Source organism: Silvimonas sp. JCM 19000 (genome assembly GCF_054652575.1).
In genome coordinates this window covers 1-19,570 of record NZ_BAAIHC010000033.1, presented here as the reverse complement: position 1 = coordinate 19,570, position 19,570 = coordinate 1, and the positions used below count along the sequence as shown (strand labels likewise).

Annotated in this window: 14 protein-coding genes; 10 read left to right on the top strand and 4 right to left on the bottom strand. The window is 60.7% G+C overall.

The features are described 5' to 3' along the window. Window positions 1-66: 66 nt before the first annotated feature. Window positions 67-2,922: an excinuclease ABC subunit UvrA gene (gene uvrA, locus ACYQ1A_RS19835; protein ID WP_499365067.1), complete on the bottom strand. Its 2,856-nt coding sequence runs from the start codon at window positions 2,920-2,922 to the stop codon at window positions 67-69. 184 nt (window positions 2,923-3,106) lie between these two features. Here uvrA and ACYQ1A_RS19830 point away from each other — a divergent pair, with 184 nt between their 5' ends. The 6 genes from ACYQ1A_RS19830 (at window position 3,107) to ACYQ1A_RS19805 (ending at window position 11,274) form a co-directional block, all read left to right on the top strand. Continuing rightward, on the top strand, window positions 3,107-4,330 hold the full coding sequence (locus ACYQ1A_RS19830; protein ID WP_499365063.1) for an MFS transporter: 1,224 nt from the start codon (window positions 3,107-3,109) through the stop codon (window positions 4,328-4,330). Window positions 4,331-4,350: 20 nt separating this feature from the next. Next, window positions 4,351-5,718, top strand: a complete 1,368-nt coding sequence (locus tag ACYQ1A_RS19825; protein WP_499365062.1) for an MFS transporter — start codon at window positions 4,351-4,353, stop codon at window positions 5,716-5,718. Between the two features lie 204 nt (window positions 5,719-5,922). Then, window positions 5,923-6,651 (top strand): oligogalacturonate-specific porin KdgM family protein, encoded by a 729-nt coding sequence (locus ACYQ1A_RS19820; RefSeq protein WP_499365058.1) that lies wholly within the window; start codon window positions 5,923-5,925, stop codon window positions 6,649-6,651. 64 nt (window positions 6,652-6,715) lie between these two features. Further along, window positions 6,716-9,151 (top strand): TIM-barrel domain-containing protein, encoded by a 2,436-nt coding sequence (locus ACYQ1A_RS19815; RefSeq protein ID WP_499365056.1) that lies wholly within the window; start codon window positions 6,716-6,718, stop codon window positions 9,149-9,151. 227 nt (window positions 9,152-9,378) lie between these two features. Next, entirely contained in the window at window positions 9,379-9,897 is a 519-nt protein-coding gene (gene ssb / locus ACYQ1A_RS19810) for a single-stranded DNA-binding protein (protein WP_499365054.1), read from the top strand. A gap of 261 nt (window positions 9,898-10,158) precedes the next feature. Continuing rightward, window positions 10,159-11,274: an NADH:flavin oxidoreductase/NADH oxidase gene (locus tag ACYQ1A_RS19805; RefSeq protein WP_499365050.1), complete on the top strand. Its 1,116-nt coding sequence runs from the start codon at window positions 10,159-10,161 to the stop codon at window positions 11,272-11,274. Window positions 11,275-11,281: 7 nt separating this feature from the next. On the opposite strand, the gene ACYQ1A_RS19800 is transcribed toward ACYQ1A_RS19805, so the two are convergent. Together ACYQ1A_RS19800 and ACYQ1A_RS19795 are read right to left on the bottom strand one after the other, a co-directional pair. Further along, window positions 11,282-11,587 (bottom strand): high-potential iron-sulfur protein, encoded by a 306-nt coding sequence (locus tag ACYQ1A_RS19800; protein WP_499365046.1) that lies wholly within the window; start codon window positions 11,585-11,587, stop codon window positions 11,282-11,284. A gap of 83 nt (window positions 11,588-11,670) precedes the next feature. Continuing rightward, complete coding sequence (locus tag ACYQ1A_RS19795; protein ID WP_499365042.1) at window positions 11,671-13,134, bottom strand: aminotransferase-like domain-containing protein; 1,464 nt, start codon at window positions 13,132-13,134, stop codon at window positions 11,671-11,673. 137 nt (window positions 13,135-13,271) lie between these two features. On the opposite strand from ACYQ1A_RS19795, the gene ACYQ1A_RS19790 reads away from it, so the two are divergent. Then, window positions 13,272-13,478 (top strand): hypothetical protein, encoded by a 207-nt coding sequence (locus ACYQ1A_RS19790; RefSeq protein ID WP_499365039.1) that lies wholly within the window; start codon window positions 13,272-13,274, stop codon window positions 13,476-13,478. 167 nt (window positions 13,479-13,645) lie between these two features. Here the strand turns inward: ACYQ1A_RS19790 and ACYQ1A_RS19785 are convergent, their stop codons facing one another. Next, entirely contained in the window at window positions 13,646-14,101 is a 456-nt protein-coding gene (locus tag ACYQ1A_RS19785) for an Hsp20 family protein (RefSeq protein ID WP_062225083.1), read from the bottom strand. A 303-nt stretch (window positions 14,102-14,404) separates the two neighbouring features. On the opposite strand from ACYQ1A_RS19785, the gene ACYQ1A_RS19780 reads away from it, so the two are divergent. From ACYQ1A_RS19780 to ACYQ1A_RS19770, 3 genes are all read left to right on the top strand, one after another. Further along, window positions 14,405-16,657 carry a putative bifunctional diguanylate cyclase/phosphodiesterase gene (locus ACYQ1A_RS19780; RefSeq protein WP_499365032.1) on the top strand — a complete coding sequence of 751 codons (2,253 nt, stop codon included), beginning with the start codon at window positions 14,405-14,407 and terminating at the stop codon, window positions 16,655-16,657. A 162-nt stretch (window positions 16,658-16,819) separates the two neighbouring features. After that, the gene (locus ACYQ1A_RS19775) at window positions 16,820-18,094 is read left to right on the top strand and encodes an Nramp family divalent metal transporter (protein ID WP_499365028.1); all 1,275 of its coding nucleotides are present in this window, start codon (window positions 16,820-16,822) and stop codon (window positions 18,092-18,094) included. A gap of 351 nt (window positions 18,095-18,445) precedes the next feature. Continuing rightward, on the top strand, window positions 18,446-19,570 hold the full coding sequence (locus tag ACYQ1A_RS19770; RefSeq protein WP_499365025.1) for an ABC transporter substrate-binding protein: 1,125 nt from the start codon (window positions 18,446-18,448) through the stop codon (window positions 19,568-19,570).

Here is a 19,570-nt window from a genome sequence, read left to right as displayed (position 1 = left end):
GGTGCAATAAAAACGGGACCAGTCGGTCCCGTTTTTTTTTATCCACTCAAGCCACGCATAACCCGCTTATTTGTGCGATTCCAGCACGCGTGCCAGGTAATGCCCGGTATGCGATTTCTTGTTGGCGGCCACATCTTCCGGCGTGCCGACGGCAATAATCTCGCCGCCGCCCGCGCCACCTTCCGGGCCCAGGTCGACAATCCAGTCAGCAGTTTTGATCACGTCCAGATTGTGCTCGATGACGACCACGGTATTGCCGTGCTCGCGCAAACGGCGCACCACGCCCAGCAGCAAATCAATATCGTGGAAGTGCAAACCCGTGGTCGGCTCATCCAGGATATACAGCGTGCGGCCGGTATCGCGCTTGGATAACTCCAGCGCCAGCTTCACCCGTTGTGCTTCGCCCCCCGACAGCGTGGTGGCCGACTGACCCAGGCGGATATAGCCCAGGCCCACGTCCATCAGCGTCTGCAGTTTGCGCGCCACGGTGGGCACGGCCTGGAAGAACTCCAGCGCATGCTCCACCGTCATTTCCAGCACTTCGGTGATGCTCTTGCCCTTGTATTGCACTTCCAGCGTTTCGCGGTTGTAGCGCTTGCCGTGACACACATCGCACGGCACATACACATCCGGCAAAAAGTGCATTTCAACCTTGATCACGCCATCGCCCTGACACGCTTCGCAGCGGCCGCCCTTGACGTTAAAGCTGAAACGCCCCGGACCATAGCCGCGTTCGCGGCTGGTGGGCACACCGGCAAACAATTCGCGGATCGGCGTAAACAAACCGGTGTACGTGGCCGGGTTGGAACGCGGCGTGCGGCCAATAGGCGATTGATCGACATTGATGACTTTGTCGAACAGATCCAGGCCGTTGATTTCCTGGAACGGCGCCGGTTCGGACGAAGCGCCATTCAGATCACGCGCCGCGATGGCGTACAGCGTGTCGTTGATCAGCGTGGATTTGCCAGAGCCCGATACGCCGGTAATGCACACCAGCAAACCCGCTGGCAGCGCCAGATCAACGTATTTTAGGTTGTTGCCGTGCGCGCCTTTCAGCGTGAACCACTTGTCTGGATCAGGCGAACGCCGCGCTTCCGGCAGCTCGATCCGCCGTGTGCCGCTGAGAAACTGGCCGGTAATCGAATCGGGGTTGGCCATCACTTCGGCTGGCAAACCGGCGGCAATCACCGAGCCGCCATGCTCGCCCGCGCCGGGGCCCATATCGACCAGGTAATCGGCGGCGCGGATGGCGTCTTCGTCATGTTCGACCACGATCACGGTGTTATCCAGATCGCGCAGGCGCATCAGCGTGCCGATCAAACGGTCGTTATCGCGTTGATGCAGGCCAATCGACGGTTCGTCCAGCACATACATCACGCCGGTCAGACCCGAACCGATTTGCGAAGCCAGCCGAATCCGTTGCGCCTCGCCGCCCGACAGCGTGTCGGCGCTGCGTTCCAGGCTTAGGTAATCAAGCCCGACGTTAACCAGAAAGCCCAGGCGTTCGCGGATTTCCTTGACGATTTTTTCAGCGATCTGCGCTTTATTGCCTTCAAATTCCAGCGCGGTAAAAAACTGGCTGGCATCGCGCAGTGCCATTTGCGCAATCGCATGCAGCGTTTCAGTGCCGACTTTGACAAAGCGGGCCTCCCGGCGCAGCCGCGAACCGCCGCAGCTGGGGCAAGGCTGGTTGTTCTGATATTTGGCCAGTTCTTCGCGCACCGTCATCGAATCGGTCTCGCGATAACGGCGTTCCAGATTGGGGATGATGCCTTCAAAGCTATGAATGCGTTCGAACTTGCTACCGCGCTCATTCATATAAATAAACGCGATCTGGTCCTTGCCCGAACCATGCAGCACCGCGGTGCGTACTTCGTCGGTCAGGTCTTCCCAGGCGGTGTTCAGATCAAAGCCGTAATGCTCTGCCAGGCTGCCCAACATCTGAAAATAGAATTGGTTACGCTTGTCCCACCCCTTGATCGCGCCAGCGGCCAGGCTGAGCTCGGGGTGCGCCACCACGCGTTTGGGATCAAAGAAAGTGATCTGGCCCAAGCCGTCGCACTTGGGACAGGCGCCCATCGGATTGTTGAACGAGAACAGCCGCGGCTCGAGTTCGGGCAGGCTAAAGCTGCACACCGGGCAGGCAAAGCGCGACGAGAACCAGTGTTCTTTGCCGCTATCCATTTCCACCGCAATGGCGCGGCCATCGGCGTGGCGCAAGGCGGTTTCAAACGATTCGGCTACCCGTTGTTTCAGATCGGCGCGCACTTTAAGGCGGTCGATCACCACTTCGATGGTGTGCTTTTTGTTCTTGTCGAGCTTGGGCACGGCGTCGAGTTCGTAGGTCTCGCCATCCACGCGCACGCGCACAAAACCTTGCGCGCGCAGCTCATCAAACAGATCAAGGTTTTCACCTTTGCGGCCCACAATCAGCGGGGCCAGAATCATCAGCCGGGTTTCTTCTTCCAGCGCCAGCACATGGTCCACCATCTGGCTGACGGTCTGTGATTCCAGCGGCAGATCGTGATCCGGGCAGTACGGCGTACCCACACGGGCAAACAGCAAGCGCAGGTAATCGTGGATTTCGGTGACCGTGCCGACGGTGGAGCGCGGATTGTGGCTGGTGGCCTTTTGCTCAATCGAGATCGCCGGGCTCAAGCCTTCGATCAGATCAACATCGGGTTTTTCCATCAGCTGCAAAAACTGGCGGGCGTAGGCCGACAAAGACTCGACGTAACGACGCTGGCCTTCGGCATACAAGGTGTCGAAAGCCAGTGAAGATTTGCCCGAGCCCGACAGCCCCGTAATCACCACCAGCTTGCCGCGGGGCAGATCGAGACTGACGTTCTTGAGGTTGTGAGTGCGTGCGCCGCGGATGCGGATCAGCGGGATATCTTGTTCTGCGGTAGGACGGTAGCTCATTATCCGGGCCTGATGCCAATGTGCTGAATGCCCACGCGGGCAATCCGTGAATATAACAGAATCGGCCAGTAAGGCCGGGCGTTGCGAGACCCATCTTGATAAAAACCGGCGGCTCAACCTGGTGTGGTGCGCCGGCCTGCTAGAATGGCGGTTTTCCGCTCTCTCTCGGTGCGACGATACGCTTATGCAAACCAGCGCAACCACCTCGGCCACGCCGGCGCCTGCCGCTTCAGCGGTACAGTCCACCGCCTTTGGCGTGTTGGGCGCGATCAGTTTTTCGCACTTGCTCAACGACATGATCCAGTCGTTATTCCTGGCGATCTACCCGATCCTCAAAGGCGGTTTTCATCTGAGTTTTACCCAGATTGGTCTGATTACGTTGACGTATCAGATCACCGCATCGTTGCTGCAACCGGTGGTGGGGCTTTATACCGACCGCAAACCACAACCGTATTCTTTACCGATAGGCATGGGGTTTACGCTGGCAGGTTTATTAATACTATCGGTGGCGCCCAGCTTTGGCTGGTTGCTGTTGGCAGCTGCGCTGGTCGGCACCGGTTCTTCCATCTTCCATCCGGAATCCAGCCGCGTGGCGCGGATGGCTTCGGGCGGCCGGCACGGCCTGGCGCAGTCCCTGTTCCAAGTGGGGGGCAACCTCGGAAGTTCAATGGGGCCCTTGTTAGCCGCTGCAATTATCGTGCCGCATGGCCAGGGCAGCATTGCCTGGTTTTCGCTGGCGGCGCTGGTCGCCATGGTGGTGCTGTACAAGGTGGGCGGTTGGTATCGTGTCCATCGCCAGGGCGCGCGCGCCAAAAGCGGCCGCGTGGCGGCGCATGATTTGAGCCGCAAGCAGATCGGCACCTCGATTGCCATTCTGCTGGCGCTGATTTTCTCCAAGTATTTTTATATGGCCAGCATCGGCAGCTATTTCACCTTTTATCTGATCCAGAAATTTGGTGTCTCGGTGCAATCCGCGCAGGTGCATCTGTTTGTGTTCCTGTTTGCCGTCGCTGCGGGCACCGTCATCGGCGGGCCGGTTGGCGATCGCATCGGGCGCAAGTATGTCATCTGGGCGTCCATCCTGGGCGTTGCTCCTTTTACGCTGGTGCTGCCCTACGCCAACCTGTTCTGGACCGGTGTGCTGACGGTCATTATTGGCGTGGTGCTGGCCTCGGCGTTTTCGGCCATCCTGGTGTATGCGCAAGAATTGATCCCCGGCAAAGTGGGCATGGTGTCGGGCCTGTTCTTTGGCTTTGCCTTTGGCATGGGCGGTATCGGTGCCGCCACGCTGGGGGTGCTGGCCGACCACACCAGCATCGAATTTGTTTACCACCTGTGCGCGTTCTTGCCTTTGTTGGGTTTGATCACCATGTTCCTGCCTGATCTGGACCATCAACGCGCTGCCTGACCCGCTTAGATACTCATACGATGAATCCTCTGGAATTACGCGCTTCGCTCGGCCTGGCCGGGTTGTATGCCCTGCGCATGCTGGGCATGTTTTTGATTTTGCCGGTGTTTGCGGTGTACGCCACGCAGCTTGAGGGCGGCAATAACCACGCCCTGGTCGGGCTGGCGTTCGGCGCATTTGGTCTGACGCAGGCCTTCTTGCAGCTGCCCTTTGGCATGTGGTCCGACCGTGTCGGCCGCAAAAAAGTCATTTACGTCGGTCTGGTACTGTTTGCCGTCGGCAGCGTGGTCTGCGCCAGCGCCCACAGCATTGAATGGATGATCGCGGGCCGGGCGCTGCAAGGCGCGGGGGCAATCTCCGCCGCCATTACGGCCCTGCTGGCTGACCTGACGCGCGAAGAAAATCGCACCAAGGCCATGGCAATGATAGGCGGCAGCATCGCCACCACCTTTGCCGTGTCGCTGGTCGCGGCCCCGACGCTGGCCAACTGGGTTGGCTTGCCGGGTATTTTTCTGCTGACGGCGATTCTTGCGGTCGCTGCCTTGATCGGGGTGTGGAAGATCATTCCTTCGCCCACCTTGTCGCGTTTTCATTCCGACGCCGAGGCCAACCCCAGCCGCCTGCCCGCCGTGCTCAAGCATCCGCAGCTGCGTCGTCTCAATTACGGCGTATTTGCTTTGCACGCCGCGCAAATGGCCATGTTCACGGTCATGCCACTCTTGCTCGCCAGTACCGGCCACATCCCGGTCGCGCAGCATTGGGAAGTCTATTTGCCGGTGGTGCTGGTCGGTTTTGTCTTGATGGTGCCTGCGGTCATCGTGGCGGAAAAACGCAATCTGCTTAAGCGCGTGTTTCTGCTGGCCATTGCGCTGATGTTGGTGGCGCAGACGGGGATGGCGCTATACATGCCCAATCTGGTCATGATTTTTGTCTGGCTGGGCCTTTATTTTGTCGCCTTCAATATCCTGGAAGCCACGCAGCCCAGCCTGATCAGCAAAATTGCGCCCACCGACGCCAAAGGTACGGCCATGGGCGTGTATAACACCTGCCAGTCACTGGCGATGTTTGTCGGTTCGGTGGCGGCCGGTTATCTGTATCAGCACGTCGGCGCGACACCGGTGTTCTGGCTGTGTGCCGCGCTGATGGCGGTATGGCTGGTGGTTACGCTAGGGCTGGAACCGCCCTTGCCGGTCAAGACGCAGATGTTCCATATCGGCGAAGCATGGCGCGGCAGCGCGGCCGAGTTGTCGCAACAGCTGGGCCGGGTGGCTGGCGTCAAAGAAGCGGTGGTGTTGTTAGAAGAACGCGTGGCCTTGCTCAAGGTCATGCAGAGCGGCTGGGATGAAGCCGCGGCCCGCGCCTTGATTGCGCAGACCGGCGCGGTTTAAGCGTCGTCCGAGTGGTACTTTTTACGTACCCTCCCGCTCCATAATCTCAAAATGCGATGCACATACGCGGCGGGCCTGAAAACGGCACCGCCGCTGTGTTTTTAGCGCAGCGGAACGCCCTGTTCCACGCTTGATCCAGCGCAAATTTAATTGCCTGTCACAAGCAAATACTCGCTCCCCATTCACCCAGGGAGAGCCCCCGTCATGACCATCCGTCCCATCCTTCGTCATACCGTAATCGGCATCAGCCTGCTCGGTGCTTTCAGCTGTGCCCACGCTTTTGAAGTCGACGTGCGCGGCGAATATCGCACCGGTAGCGAGCAATACCGCAGCCGCGTCAAAGTCGCCAATGTCTGGCAGAACGGCTTTGGCGCTTCGCTGGAAGCCGCGGCATTTAACGGCAGCGGTTCGCTAGACAGCTTCCGTAGCGATTACAGCGAAATCGAAGCCTGGTATGCCATTCCAGCCAGCGACAGCGTCACCGTGCTGCCCGGTGGCGTGCTGACGTGGAACAGCAATGGCTCGACGATCAAGCCGTATCTGCGTGCCAACTGGGCATTCTGGCCCACCTGGCGAGCCGATGCCCGCGTGCGTTACGACCACGCCAATTACGACTCGGTGACCCGCCGTGGCATGCCCGCAGGCCAGGTCCACAGCAACAACGACAGTGCGTGGCAGCTGGATTTCTGGCTCACCAAATGGATAGACAAGACCGCCATCGAATACAACTACGCCTGGAACAAAAAAGACGACAGTCAGTTTGTCTACAACAACGGTCGCTCCAGCCAGTATCTGCACAACCTGAAAGTCACCTACACCTTGCAGCCGAATCTGTTGCCGTATGCCGAGGTGGCCTATATGGGCAATACCGCCGATCTACGCAATGACGATACCGAATGGCGCCTGCGGCTGGGCCTGATCTCACGCTTTTGAACTGCGCTGACGCAAACGGGGCCACCGCCCCGTTGTTTGTTCTCTTGTCGCAAGGACTGCCGCCGTGCCCCATTCTGCTCATCCACCCGTGTTTGCCTTGCACACCCGCCAGGGCGCACTGCTAACGTTGCGCAGCACGGACCATGAACATCTGGCGCACGTCTTTGTGCTGGAGACCGACATTATCCGGGTACTGGTCCTGCCCGGCGCCACGCTGAACCAGCCGCACAGCTGGGCCATCGCCCCGGGCCAGAGCGACGTCGCCAGCGGCGGGCGCGATCGCTTTGATCTGCGTGGCTTTGCCCTTCCCGACTATCAGATTCGCCACTTGCCGGGCCAGCTTGTGGTCGAAACCAGCCAGTTACGCCTGACCATTACCCTCGCCGGTTTGCGCTGCGAATGGCAAAGCCGGATCGACCAGACCTGGTACAGTGTGGCCGCCGATCGCACCGCGCAGGCCATCAACTGGGGCGGCTGGGATCACCGGGTTTACCACTATCTGCAGCATGCCGAAGACCAGATGTATTTTGGCCTCGGCGAACGCAGCGGCCCTGCTAACCGTGCGGGGCAACGCTATCGCCTGAGCAATTGCGATGCCGATGGCTACCACGCCAGCAGCAGCGACCCGCTGTACAAGCACATTCCCTTTTACCTGGCGTGGCAGCGCCACAGCCCGGCCGCAGTCGGCCTGTTCTACGACACGCTGGCCGACTGCACCTTTGATATGGGTCGCGAAGTGGACGCCCGTTACGGCCGTTTTCGCAGCTTTGTCGCTGACCATGGCGATCTGGATTACTACGTGATCGGCGGCGCTACGCCCTTGCACATCGTGCAGCGCTACACCTGGCTTACCGGTCGCCCGGCGCTGATGCCGCGTTGGGCGCTTGGATTCAATAGCAGCGCCACCTGCTACGCCGATGCGGCGGATGCCGAAACCCGCTGCGACGACTTTATGCGCGGCTGCCAGCAGCACGACATGCTCTGCGACGCGCTGCAACTGACGCCGGGCTACAGCAGCATAGGCCGCAAGCCGCATGTGTTTCACTGGAATGCCAAGCGCTTTCCGGATCCTGCGGCGCTGATGCGCAGCGGCCTTGCGCGCGGCATCCGGGTCGTCGCCAGCATCACGCCTTATCTATACGCCGACCACCCGCGTTATGCCGAGGCGGCGACACTGGGCCTGCTGATCAAAGGCCTCGATGGCAAGCCCGATCTGCAAGCGCTGCGTGACGGCGCAGGTGCCTGGCTGGATTTCAGCAACCCGGCGACCGATCGCTGGTGGCAAGCCGGCATCAAGAATGCCCTGCTCAGCGTGGGCGTCAGCGCGCTGGCGCATGAAGCCGACGCCTTCGACATCCGCAATGTCGACGCCGTCGCCCACCACCACGGGAAGCGCGGCATTGCCATGGAAACGCGGCCGCTGTTTCCGCTGCTTATGGCGCAGTCTTCGCGCAAGGCCTTGCTGGCGCAGGCGCCCAACCAACGCCCCTTGCTGAGCGGGCGCGCGGGCTACGCCGGTATGCAGCGCTATGTACAGACCGACTCCGGCGCCAGTGTCGCCAGTTGGGAGACCCTGCAGTTCAATATCAAGATGGGGCTGGGCCTGGCGCTGTCGGGCGTTTCCAATATCGGCCACGCGGTGGGCGGCGTACTCGGGCCTAAACCGGGGCGCGAACTGTTGCTGCGTGCCATCCAGGCCAATCTGTTCATGCCGCGCTTTTTTATCAGATCCGGCCACAGCGACGACCACGACGGCCCGAGTAGCGAGCCATGGCGCTTTATCGGCAGTGCCGCTCAAATCCGCATGTTGCTGCGGCTGCGCTATCGCTTGTTGCCACAGATTTATCACTTGCTCTGGCGCGCGCATTACGCCTATGAGCCGGCCATCCGGCCCACTTTCCTGAACTTTCCGGCGGACCCGGTCTGCCGCGAAGAAAACGACGACTGGATGCTGGGCGCCGATTTGCTGATTGCACCGGTGGTGCAGGCCGGCGCCAGCACACGTGAGGTGTATCTGCCCGCGGGCTGCGACTGGTTTGACGGTTACCGCGGCGACTACTATCGCGGCGGCCAGTACGCCAACTTTGTGGCAACGCCGGAAGATCCACCCGTGCTGCTGGTGCGGGCGGGCGCCATGATTGCGTTGAACACCGCGGAACAGCAGTTTGATCAACGTGCCGATGCCCGCGGCTTTGCCTTGTACCCGCCACCCGGCAGCGGCGAATTTGCCAGTAGCTGTTTTGACGACGATGGTATTTCGCCGCTGCTGCGGCCGGATGGTGCGGGCCATTTATGGCAGCTGCATTTGCTCAGCAGCGCCGATGCGCTGAGCTTGACCCTGACGCCGCCGGACCAGCACCGCGCACAAGACTTTGTGACGCTGTACCTGCCCGAACAAGAGCAACGCCCGCTGCGCGCACCAGGCTGGCATGTGGCGTCGGTGCAAAGCGCAACGGCCAGCCGCTGCCTGTTGCTCACGCGGGACGGTGCCCTGCACTAGCGGCGCTGAACGGCAATCGAGCGTAGCGGCGGGTGCGGCGCATCGGCTCCCGTTTTTTGTGTGTAGGCGGACCGGCTGCTGCTCCCCGTGCGACGATTGCCCCGGTATACTGTGCGGCTGTCAGATCGCCCCGCAGGGTGGTCGCCCGCGCAAACGCTGCGCACGCCCGCTTTAACCAGCCGCAGACCCGATATTTCTGTCTGCGTGCCTTATCTCAAGGAACCCCTATGGCATCGCTCAACAAAGTGCTGCTGATCGGCAATCTGGGTCGCGACCCGGAAACCCGCTATCTGCCTTCCGGCGGCGCTGTCTGTAATTTCAGCATCGCCACCACTGACCGCTACAAAGACAAGCAAGGTCAGCAGCAAGAAAAAACCGAATGGCACAACATCACCATGTACAACCGCCTGGCTGAGATCGCCGGCCAGTACCTGAAAAAAGGCAGTGCCGTTTATATCGAAGGTCGCCTGCAGACACGCAAGTGGCAAGACAAGGCGACCGGTGCTGACCGTTACACCACCGAAATCATCGCGGACCAGATGCAAATGCTGGGTGGCCGTGGTGGCGGCGGTATGGGTGGCGGCAACCAGGACGGCGGCTACGACGATTTCAATCAGGAATACAGCGCGCCAGCCGCTGCCGCACCGGCACCGCGCCCGCAACAGGCGGCACCGGCCCCTGCGCCCGCAGCCCAGCGCCAGCCAGCGCGTAGCTTTGATGATTTTGAGGACGATATTCCGTTCTGATCAAACCAGGCGCCGTCCGGCCTGACTCCAATGGCTCGCATTGCATGCGAGCCATTGCTTTGCACGTTTTCTAGTGGACCGGTCTGGTGAATACGGGCTGCGCCTGATTTCGCGCAAAGACCGGCCCAGCTTGGCGTTGCTACGCTAGCAAACCAAAAACCCATGCCGTCATCGCTGCGCGTCAGTACGTGCATGCGTCGCCATTCCAGGCGGCTGCGCCCCGCCTGGCGCACCTGCAATCAATCGAACCAAGGATCCTTCATGTCCGCGCTGTTTACGCCGTTCACGCTCAAAGATGTCACCCTGCGCAACCGCATTGCCATCCCGCCGATGTGCCAGTACAGCGCCGTCGATGGCTTTACCAACGACTGGCACTGGGCGCATTACGCCGGTATGGCGCGGGGTGGTGCCGGTCTGGTGATCGTCGAGGCAACCGGCGTGTCGCCCGAAGGTCGCATTACCCCGGGCTGCACCGGCTTGTGGAGCGATCAGCATATCGAAGGCATGGCGCGCGTTGCCGCCAGCATCAAGCAAGCGGGCGCGGTGCCGGGCATCCAGATTGGCCACGCCGGGCGCAAAGCCAGTGCCAACAAGCCGTGGGAAGGCGACGATCATATTGCCGAGGGTGACCCGCGCGGCTGGGATACGCTGGCGCCGTCGGCCATTGCATTTGGTGGCGGTCTGCCCAAGGTGCCGCAAGCGATGACGCGGGACGACATTGCGCGCGTCACGGCCGACTTTGTCTCCGCCGCACGCCGCGCTCGCGATGCGGGCTTTGAATGGCTGGAACTGCACTTCGCCCACGGCTATCTGGCGCAGAGTTTCTTCTCGGCGCACAGCAATCAGCGCACCGATGAATATGGCGGCAGCGCTGAAAATCGTGGTCGCTTTCTGCTGGAAACGCTGGCGGCCGTGCGCGAAGTCTGGCCACAGCATCTGCCTTTGACCGCACGTTTCGGCGTCATCGAATATGACGGCGCTGACGCGCAAACGCTGGCCGAGTCGATCGAACTGGTGCGCAAAATGCGCGCTGCCGGCCTCGACATGCTCAACGTCAGCGTCAACTTCGTCATTCCCGATACGCAAATTCCGTGGGGCACGCCCGCCTTTCTTGCGCCGATTGCCGAACGCGTGCGTAACGAAACCGGTTTGCCGGTGGCGTCGTCATGGAGCATGGACGATCCGCACACGGCACAACGGCTGATCGCCGATCAGCATATGGATCTGGTCATGATCGGCCGCGCCCATCTGGCTAATCCGCATTACGCCTATGAATTAGCGCAAGTGCTCAAGCAGGACCGTGCCGATTGGGTACTACCCGCGCCCTATGCGCATTGGCTGTCACGCTATAACGGCCCGGGCAAGGTCCAGCAATAAACGGCGTTCAGGGCACGTACTGATCGCACCAACCCGCCCCGGCCACCTGTTTGCCCTTGATCAAGCTACAGGCGCCGCTGGCCGAATTGGCGGGCGGGTTGTACAGCTCACAGGTATCGCAGCGCTGGCCCGCGGCGTAGGTCGGATTGCTGGCTTTGTCCACTTTGCTGGCGTCGGCCACGTAGTGCAGTTTGATAGCCTCGGGGTCCGACTCCGTCAGCAGCGGGTCGTCGGCCCGTGCAGTGCGCGCCAGCAGCAGGGCCAGGCTGGCGGCTGGCAGGGTTTGCAGCAAAAAAGTGCGACGTGTAGGCATAACAAGCTCCGCGAATGAGTGCTGATCTAACGCACCAGGGCCGCGCCGCGCCGACCGCCGCTGCTGGAACGGCGCTCGGTGCGCTATACCGCCATCTGTTCGCGGATCAAACGGCCGAGGGTTGCGATTTCGCGCTCGGTTTCGGGCCGGAAGCGATGACCCGCGTTCAGCCGCATGCAGTTTGCAAAACTGGCATCCAGGCTGAACAAACGCCCCGGCGCAAAGCGGATGTGTTGATCGAGTGCGCGCCGCTGCAACTCGGAGCTGTCCATCCCATGCGGCAATTCCACCCAGATCAGAATGCCGCCCGGTGCAGCCGCCATGCGCGTCTCGGCCGGAAAATGCGCTTCCACCGCCGCACGATGCGCCGCAGTGTAATCCGCCATGGTCCGGCGCAAGCGGCGCAAATACGGTTCGAACTGGCCGCTGGCCATAAACGTGGCCAGGGTGCGCTGGAACAACAAAGGCGGCGGCTCGCCTTTGGCCATCAAGGCATATTCAAAGGCGTAGCGCTGATTACCGGTAACGGCAAAGCCCACCGAAATGCCCGGCCCCACCAGAAACCCCAGGTCGGCGCAGTAATACACATTGCCGGTCTGATCAAACGCCTTGAACGGCAGCGGCCGCGCCTTGCCGTAATACAGCTCGCCCACGCTATCGTCTTCAATCAAGGGCACGCCATGTTGCGCCAGCAGATCCACCGTACGCCGCTTGGCCGCATCGCTCATCAAGCTGCCGGTGGGATTGGGGAAGTTGGCAGTCAGCACACAGGCTGCGATTTTTTCCCGGCGCAAGGCAAACGCCAGCGCGTCCACCGACAGCCCATCGACCGGATGCGCCGGGATTTCCAGCACTTGCACGCCCAGCGTGTCCAGCAAATTCAGCAAGGCCATATGGCTGGGCGACTGGATGGCCACCACGTCACCCGGCTTGGTAAACAGCCGCAAAAAGGTATGCACCGCTTCGGTTTCGCCATGCGTGATCAGCACTTCATCTGCGTCCCAATGGCAGCCCAGTTGTACCGCTCGCCGCGCCAGTTGTTCACGCAACGCGCTGGACCCTCCACAGACAGACGCCCGCGCCAGGATGCCGGGGTCGCGCCGCGCCTGCAGCGTCATGATGCGTTGCAGGGCCACGCCCGGATAACAATCGGGATCAATCAAGGCGCGGCACAAACGATCATCGTGATCGCTGCGATGAAATTCGCGCATCAGCGCCCGCTGTGACGACAGCGCCACCGGCAATGGGCGGGTAATGGTCGGTGCGGTCTGATGAGGAAAGCGCAGATGATGGTCAGGCCGTCGCACATAGAAACCGGAACGCGGGCGGGCTTCCACCAGTCCGGCGTCTTCCAGCAAATGCAGGGCGTGAGTCACGGTGGCCGGGCTGGCCCGAAACGTGCGACACAGCGCGCGCACCGAAGGCAACTTTTCGCCCGGGCTAAGCTGGCGTGTTTCGATATCCAGTTGCAGGCGCGCGGCCAGCTCGCTATAGCGGGTTGCACCATTGCGGGGCGCGGCGTCGGCCGTGTAAGGGTCTGTTTCCATAGGCGGATAGGCACAGATTTGGCAGTGGGCAGAACTGATACTATCCAGCTTTTTTATGCTGCGTCTATGGCCTGCCAAACGCTTTCATCACAATGACAACATCATTGGACGAAGGCGCTAGCCTGGAGGTTTTGAGCATGCATATCCCCGCTGCAACCGTGCAAATCTGCCCCACATGTGGCGCGCGCCCTCGTCTGTTCGTTCGTCTGCTGAATACACTGCGCCAGCTGCGCAACACGCACGCCGAGCAGGCGCTGAGCGAAGATCAGTTCAGCGAAGCGCGCGCGCTGGATGAAGATCTGCAGCATCGTCGTGGCCAGGTGCACGACCGCCATTTCTTCTAGCTGCCCCGGCGATACGCTGCCGCCGTCCTGCCTGGTGCATAACGGCGTTTTTCATGCCCTGGCCTGAGGCATTTTTTGGTCCGGGCTGCGGCACAAAAAAAACGGCCAGGAACACGCGTTCCTGGCCGTTTTTTATTGCAACAGATCAGCGCCAAACCGGGCGCGAATCAGGCAGCCTGACGTTCCAGCAGCGTCACATTGTCGCCGCCGCCGATGGCGATCTTGCGCGGCTTGAAGGCTTCGGGCACTTCACGCTTCAGTTCGATATTGAGCAAACCGTTTTCCAGCGAGGCGCCAACAACGCGCACATGATCGGCCAGGCGGAAGCTATGCTCAAAGTCGCGGGCGGCGATGCCGTTATGCAGATAGGTGGGGCGGTTTTCCGGGCGTTGTTTCTTGCCGGTTACCTTGAGGGTGTCGCGCACCAGTTCGATGTCCAGGTCTTGTTCGCCAAAACCGGCCACGGCCATGGTGATGCGGTATTCGTCTTCAGCCACCAGTTCGATGTTGTAGGGGGGATAGCTGGGAGTGCCGTCGTTGCGCAGCGCTTCGTCAAACAATTGGGCGACGCGATCAAAGCCGATGGCGGAGCGGTACAGCGGAGCAAAATCAAAAGCACGCATGGTTCATATCCTCGTAGATTCAAGCAATATGGGTTGGGCGGGTCTCACCGTGAGCCCCCGCTGCAAACAAAAATAGGCCCCATCAAGCGGGTTTCAAGCGCGGCCAGGCCTGGTGATTTTTGCAATTTGAAATCGCGCCATGCGGCCTTATTTGTTAGCGCCCCGCGTCCTGCCAGGTGCCTTCCCCGGCTACGCTCGCAGCCCATTGCGGGCGGCCCGTCCTGCCCTCCGCCGGGCAATTGCACAGAATCGTTTAAAACCAACTAAAACCAGAGAGTTGCGGCACATTGATCAAAGGAACCCATGTTGCATATGCACCGGCTCTGGCCGCGCAAGGTCGGGACGAAACTGTTGGCGGTCATGCTGGTGGGGCTGGGCTTGTCGCTGACGCTAGCGCTGCTGGCCATCTGGATGGTGTCGCGCGATGCCACGGAGTCTTCGCATGTACTCGCCATCCACGCCGCGGAGAACATGGCCTTGCAAGTGACGGCGCAAATGGGCGAGCACGATTTTCTTGATCCGTTGCCGCCGTTTGCGCGTTACAACATTCAGCGCACGCTCGACTATGCCAATCGCCTTAAAGGCCGGGACGCCGAGATTTTTGATAACAATCTCATGATTGTGGCCGACACCGACCACGCCGATCTGGGTCGGCACGAGCCCGAAGAATGGCGGGCCGTGCTGAGCGCCATGCTGCATGATCGGCAACCCCGCTTTTTTGAAGAAAAAGCGGGCCATGACCACGAGCGGCGCTTGCTGGCCGCCGTTGTTTTGCGCAACCCGGCTGGCGAGCAAGTCGGCGGCGTCATCATGGATTACACCGACCTGGCCGATGAGCTCGCAGCCACCGCGCGCCATTCCATCCTGGTTTTGCTGGGCACCAGCCTGGTGGCCTTGCTGCTGATGCTCTACGTCGCCGCCACCACCGTCCGCCCGATTGCACGCGCCGTGCGCCGTCTGCATGGCGCAACGCGCGCCCTCGCCTCCGGCAAACCGGTGCGGCCGGTGGGCGTGAAAGGCAGCGATGAACTCAGCGAGCTTTCGCGCGCATTTGATGAGATGAGCGATCAACTGGTGGCCTCGCGCAGTGCGATTGAAACTGAAATCATCGAGCGCCGCGCCGCGCAACTGGCGCTGCAAGAAGCCAATAAACAACTGGAAAATCGCGTCGCCGAGCGCACCGCCAGCCTGGAATCAACCAACCGCCAACTCGAAGACGAACTGGCGCATGGCAAAGAAATGGAACGGCAACTGGAACAACTGGCGCGTTTTGATTCGCTTACTGGCCTGCCCAATCGCGCCATGTTTCTGACCTGCCTGGATCTGGCGATCAAACGCGCGGATCGCAGCAAAAACATGGTGGCCTTGATGTTTATTGATCTGGATCGTTTCAAGTCGATTAACGATTCGATGGGCCATCGCATCGGCGACCAGGTCTTGCAACAAGCGGCGCAGCGGCTGAGCGCTTGCCTGCGCGAATCGGACGTGGTCTCGCGCATCGGCGGTGACGAATTCACCGCTATCCTCGAAGAAATTGCCGACACGGACGCCGCCCGCGCAGTTGCGGCCAAGATCGTCGCGGCGTTTATTCCGCCCATCGTGATCGAAGACAAAGAGCTGTTTTTATCCAGCAGCGTAGGCATTGCGCTCTATCCGCGCGACAGCACCGAGCCTGGCATGCTGATGACGCAAGCTGACTTTGCCATGTACGAAGCCAAGGCCAACGGGCGCAATCAATACGCCTTGCATTCCGAGCAAATGGCCAGCGTGGTGCTGCAACGGCTGGCGATGGAAAACGCCTTGCATCACGCCATTGAACGCGGCGAACTGTCTTTGCATTATCAACTACGCATTTCGGCGACCGACCACCGCCCCACCGGCACCGAGGCCTTGTTGCGCTGGCAGCATCCTGAGCTCGGCCATGTGGCGCCGGCGGACTTTATTCCGGTGGCGGAGCACAGCGGCCTGATTCTCGAAATTGGCGAATGGGCCTTACGCAGCGCGTGTCAGCAACATACGGCCTGGCGTGAGGCCGGTCTGGCGCCCGGGATTATGGCGGTGAATATTTCGGCGGTGCAGTTCAAACAAGGCGACTTTGTTGAACGCGTGCTGCGTATTGTGCGGGAGAACCGCATGGCGGCCGGCCAGCTGGAACTGGAATTGACCGAAAGCATGCTGGCCGACAACCCGGAAAGCGCCGCTGCCGTCATGCAGCAATTACGCGATCACGGCATCGGCCTGGCGATCGATGATTTCGGTACTGGTTATTCCAGCCTGAGCTATCTAAAACGTTTTCCCGCCTCACGCATCAAGATCGATCGCAGTTTTGTGCATGACATCGATCTGAACCAGGAAGACGCGGCCATCGCTGCCGCCATCGTGGCGCTGGCGCGCAATCTGAATATTGAAGTCACGGCCGAGGGTGTGGAGACCGGCGCGCAACTGGCGCATCTTGCGCCCTTGGCGTGCGCCGATTATCAAGGCTATTACTTTGCCCGCCCCTTGCCGCCGGAAGAAGTCCGCGCCGCCTTGTTACCGCGCACGGCAGCGGTCTGAACGGCGCGGGCAGCCACGTTGTGGGCGCGCGCGCTGCGCCGACGCGGCACATGCTGACACAGCGCCCCCGGTCTTCTGGCAGAGAGTTCCGCCGCGCTGTGTTGCTGCGCGCGCCCAGCACGCTCACCATAGGGCAACTTTGTCTGCCTCCGCAGGACCATCATGACCGAGCTGGCGCTTAGACTCGTCAACGCCCACGCGGCCTCGCGCAACTGGCTGCGGCGCTTACGCACGTTTATCGGGCCGGGATTTCTGATTGCGGTCGGCTACATGGACCCCGGCAACTGGGCCACCGATATGGCCGCCGGTTCGGCGTTGGGCTACGCCCTGCTGTGGGTGGTGCTGGCGGCCAATATCGCCGCGTTGTTCATGCAATATCTGTCGGCCAAACTGGGCGTGGTCACCGGCCACGATCTGGCGGAAATGTGCCGCATGCGCAGCTCGCGCACAGTTAATTTGCTGAACTGGCTGGGCTGCGAACTGGCAATTTGTGCCTGCGATCTGGCCGAAGTCATCGGTAGCGCCATCGCCCTTAATCTTTTGTTTGGATTGCCCGTGGTCTATGGCGTGGTGCTGACCATCGCCGATGCATTGCTGGTGCTGTGGCTGACCCAGCGCGATATGAAGCGGCTGGAAAAACTGGTCTATGTGCTGGTCGGCACGGTGGCCCTGGCGTTTCTGGGCGAATTGATTCTGGCGCGGCCCGACTGGCTGGCGGTGGCGGGCGGCGCGGTACCGTCGTTGCAACCGCTGGGCGATAGCACCGGCATCCTGCTGGCTGTGGGCATCGTCGGGGCGACGGTCATGCCGCATAACCTGTATCTGCATTCGGCGATCGTGCGCGGCCCGGCCAACGAGAACGCCAAACGCCGCGCCAACCGTCTTGGCTTTGTAACGTGGGATTTGATCCTGGCATTGTCGCTGGCATTTATGGTGAACGCCTCCATGCTGATCCTCGCGGCCAGCGCCTTTCACGCCAACGGCATCACCCATATCGCCACGCTCGAAGATGCACATCGCTTGCTGCAACCGCTGTTGGGCAGTGCGCTTGCGCCCATTTTGTTTGGCGTGGCCTTGCTGGCGGCGGGCCAAAGCGCCACGCTGACGGCAACGCTGGCGGGCCAGACCATCATGCAAGGCTTTCTTGGCTGGAAACTCTCTGCCGCCATCCGCCGCGTGTTGACGCGTGTGGTGGCCGTGGTGCCTGCGTTAGTGGCGGTGCTGTTGTTTGGCGAACAATCGCTGGGGCGTTTATTGATCCTGAGCCAGGTGGCGCTGTCTTTACAGCTCCCGTTTGCCATTGCGCCGCTGGTGCGCTTTACCAGCAACCGCCAACTGATGGGCGCGCAGGTCAACCCGGCATGGCTAAGCGCTTTGGCCTGGCTGATTGTCGGCTGCGTGGTGGCCGGTAATCTTGTCTTGCTGTGGCAGATGTAACCCAGCTCACCGCACCGGTTTGTATTGCGGTTTTTAGTAAGCAAAGGCTGCCGCAAGCCAACTGATATCGATACAATGCGCGGCTTGCTTACGCCCCAGCCACCCACATCGACCATCTGGTCAGTCTGTTTTGCCATCTGGCAAGTCCCGTCTATGCTTGATGTTCTGACGAAGTGCCGCTGTGCTGGCATATGCGGTCACCCGTCGGCCCAAGCTGACTGATATCATTATTTGATAATGTACATATGATTCGACTTCGCCCGTCCCCGGCGCGCGAGGTCGGGCTGCCCGGTTTTCTGGACCGGCGGCTTTCGCTCCACTTTGATCCACATTTAGCTGAAGAGAGTCCCCATGCGTGCCCTTTGGATTGCGTGTCTGGCAGCCCTTGCCATAAACGCCCACGCCGAAACCGGTGTAACCGATAGCGAAATCATCATAGGCCAGTCGGCCGCCCTGTCTGGCCCGGCGGCCAAACTGGGCCAGGGCGTCAATCGTGGCGCCAAGGCGTATTTCGACTACGTCAACCAGCACGGCGGGGTTAACGGCCGCAAGATCAAACTGGTGGCGCTGGATGATGGCTATGAGCCGGACCGTGCCGCCGCCAATACCAAAGAACTGATCAGCAAACAGGGCGCATTTGCCTTGTTTGGCTATGTGGGTACGCCAACGTCAAACGCGTCGTTGCCCGCCGTCAAAGAAGCACACATCCCGTTTGTAGCGCCGTTTACGGGGGCTGCCAGCCTGCGTACCCCGGTCATCAAGGAAGTCTTTAACGTGCGCGCCGGTTACCAGGAAGAAGCTGCGCGGGTGGCTTCGGCCATGAGCAAGATCGGCATGAAAACCGTCAACGTGTTCTACCAGGACGATGCCTATGGTCAGGCTGGCCTGAAGGCCATGCAGGATGCCGCGCCCAAGTACGGCATTACCATCAACGCCACCGCCACCGTCAAGCGCAACACGGTCGACGTGGCCGGTGCCATCAATGAACTGATCGTCAAGAAGCCGGCCAATGCCGTGTTTATGGTGACGGCGTACAAATCGAGCGCTGCCTTTATCAACGCGGCGCGCGCCAAAAACTCGATCGGCCCGTTCTACAACGTGTCGTTTGTGGGCACCGAGGCCTTGATCGCTGAACTCAAAAACGACGGCAGCGGTTTGATCGTGTCGCAAGTAATGCCTTCGCCTTACAACCCGGTGCTGCCGGTGACCATTGATTACATCAAGGTCATGACTGCCGCGGGCATCAAGGATGTGGATTATCCCAGCCTGGAAGGCTATGTCGGCGCCCGTGTACTGGTGGAAGGCCTGAAGCGTGCGGGTAAAGGCCTGACGCGTGACAAGCTGATTGCTTCGCTGGAAGGCATGAGCGATTACGATATGGGCGGCTTCCGCGTGAAGTTTTCGGGGTCGGACCATGGGGCTTCTTCCTTTGTCGACCTGACCGTGATCGACAAAGACGGCCACATCCACTCTTAA

What these genes read in the sequence shown, in the direction of transcription:
- uvrA (WP_499365067.1), bottom strand. Translation starts at nt 2,922, where the DNA reads ATGAGCTACCGTCCTACCGCAGAACAAGATATCCCGCTGATCCGCATC.
- ACYQ1A_RS19795 (WP_499365042.1), bottom strand. Translation starts at nt 13,134, where the DNA reads ATGGAAACAGACCCTTACACGGCCGACGCCGCGCCCCGCAATGGTGCA.
- ACYQ1A_RS19790 (WP_499365039.1), top strand. Translation starts at nt 13,272, where the DNA reads ATGCATATCCCCGCTGCAACCGTGCAAATCTGCCCCACATGTGGCGCG.
- ssb (WP_499365054.1), top strand. Translation starts at nt 9,379, where the DNA reads ATGGCATCGCTCAACAAAGTGCTGCTGATCGGCAATCTGGGTCGCGAC.
- ACYQ1A_RS19820 (WP_499365058.1), top strand. Translation starts at nt 5,923, where the DNA reads ATGACCATCCGTCCCATCCTTCGTCATACCGTAATCGGCATCAGCCTG.
- ACYQ1A_RS19825 (WP_499365062.1), top strand. Translation starts at nt 4,351, where the DNA reads ATGAATCCTCTGGAATTACGCGCTTCGCTCGGCCTGGCCGGGTTGTAT.
- ACYQ1A_RS19780 (WP_499365032.1), top strand. Translation starts at nt 14,405, where the DNA reads ATGTTGCATATGCACCGGCTCTGGCCGCGCAAGGTCGGGACGAAACTG.
- ACYQ1A_RS19805 (WP_499365050.1), top strand. Translation starts at nt 10,159, where the DNA reads ATGTCCGCGCTGTTTACGCCGTTCACGCTCAAAGATGTCACCCTGCGC.
- ACYQ1A_RS19800 (WP_499365046.1), bottom strand. Translation starts at nt 11,587, where the DNA reads ATGCCTACACGTCGCACTTTTTTGCTGCAAACCCTGCCAGCCGCCAGC.
- ACYQ1A_RS19830 (WP_499365063.1), top strand. Translation starts at nt 3,107, where the DNA reads ATGCAAACCAGCGCAACCACCTCGGCCACGCCGGCGCCTGCCGCTTCA.
- ACYQ1A_RS19775 (WP_499365028.1), top strand. Translation starts at nt 16,820, where the DNA reads ATGACCGAGCTGGCGCTTAGACTCGTCAACGCCCACGCGGCCTCGCGC.
- ACYQ1A_RS19770 (WP_499365025.1), top strand. Translation starts at nt 18,446, where the DNA reads ATGCGTGCCCTTTGGATTGCGTGTCTGGCAGCCCTTGCCATAAACGCC.
- ACYQ1A_RS19785 (WP_062225083.1), bottom strand. Translation starts at nt 14,101, where the DNA reads ATGCGTGCTTTTGATTTTGCTCCGCTGTACCGCTCCGCCATCGGCTTT.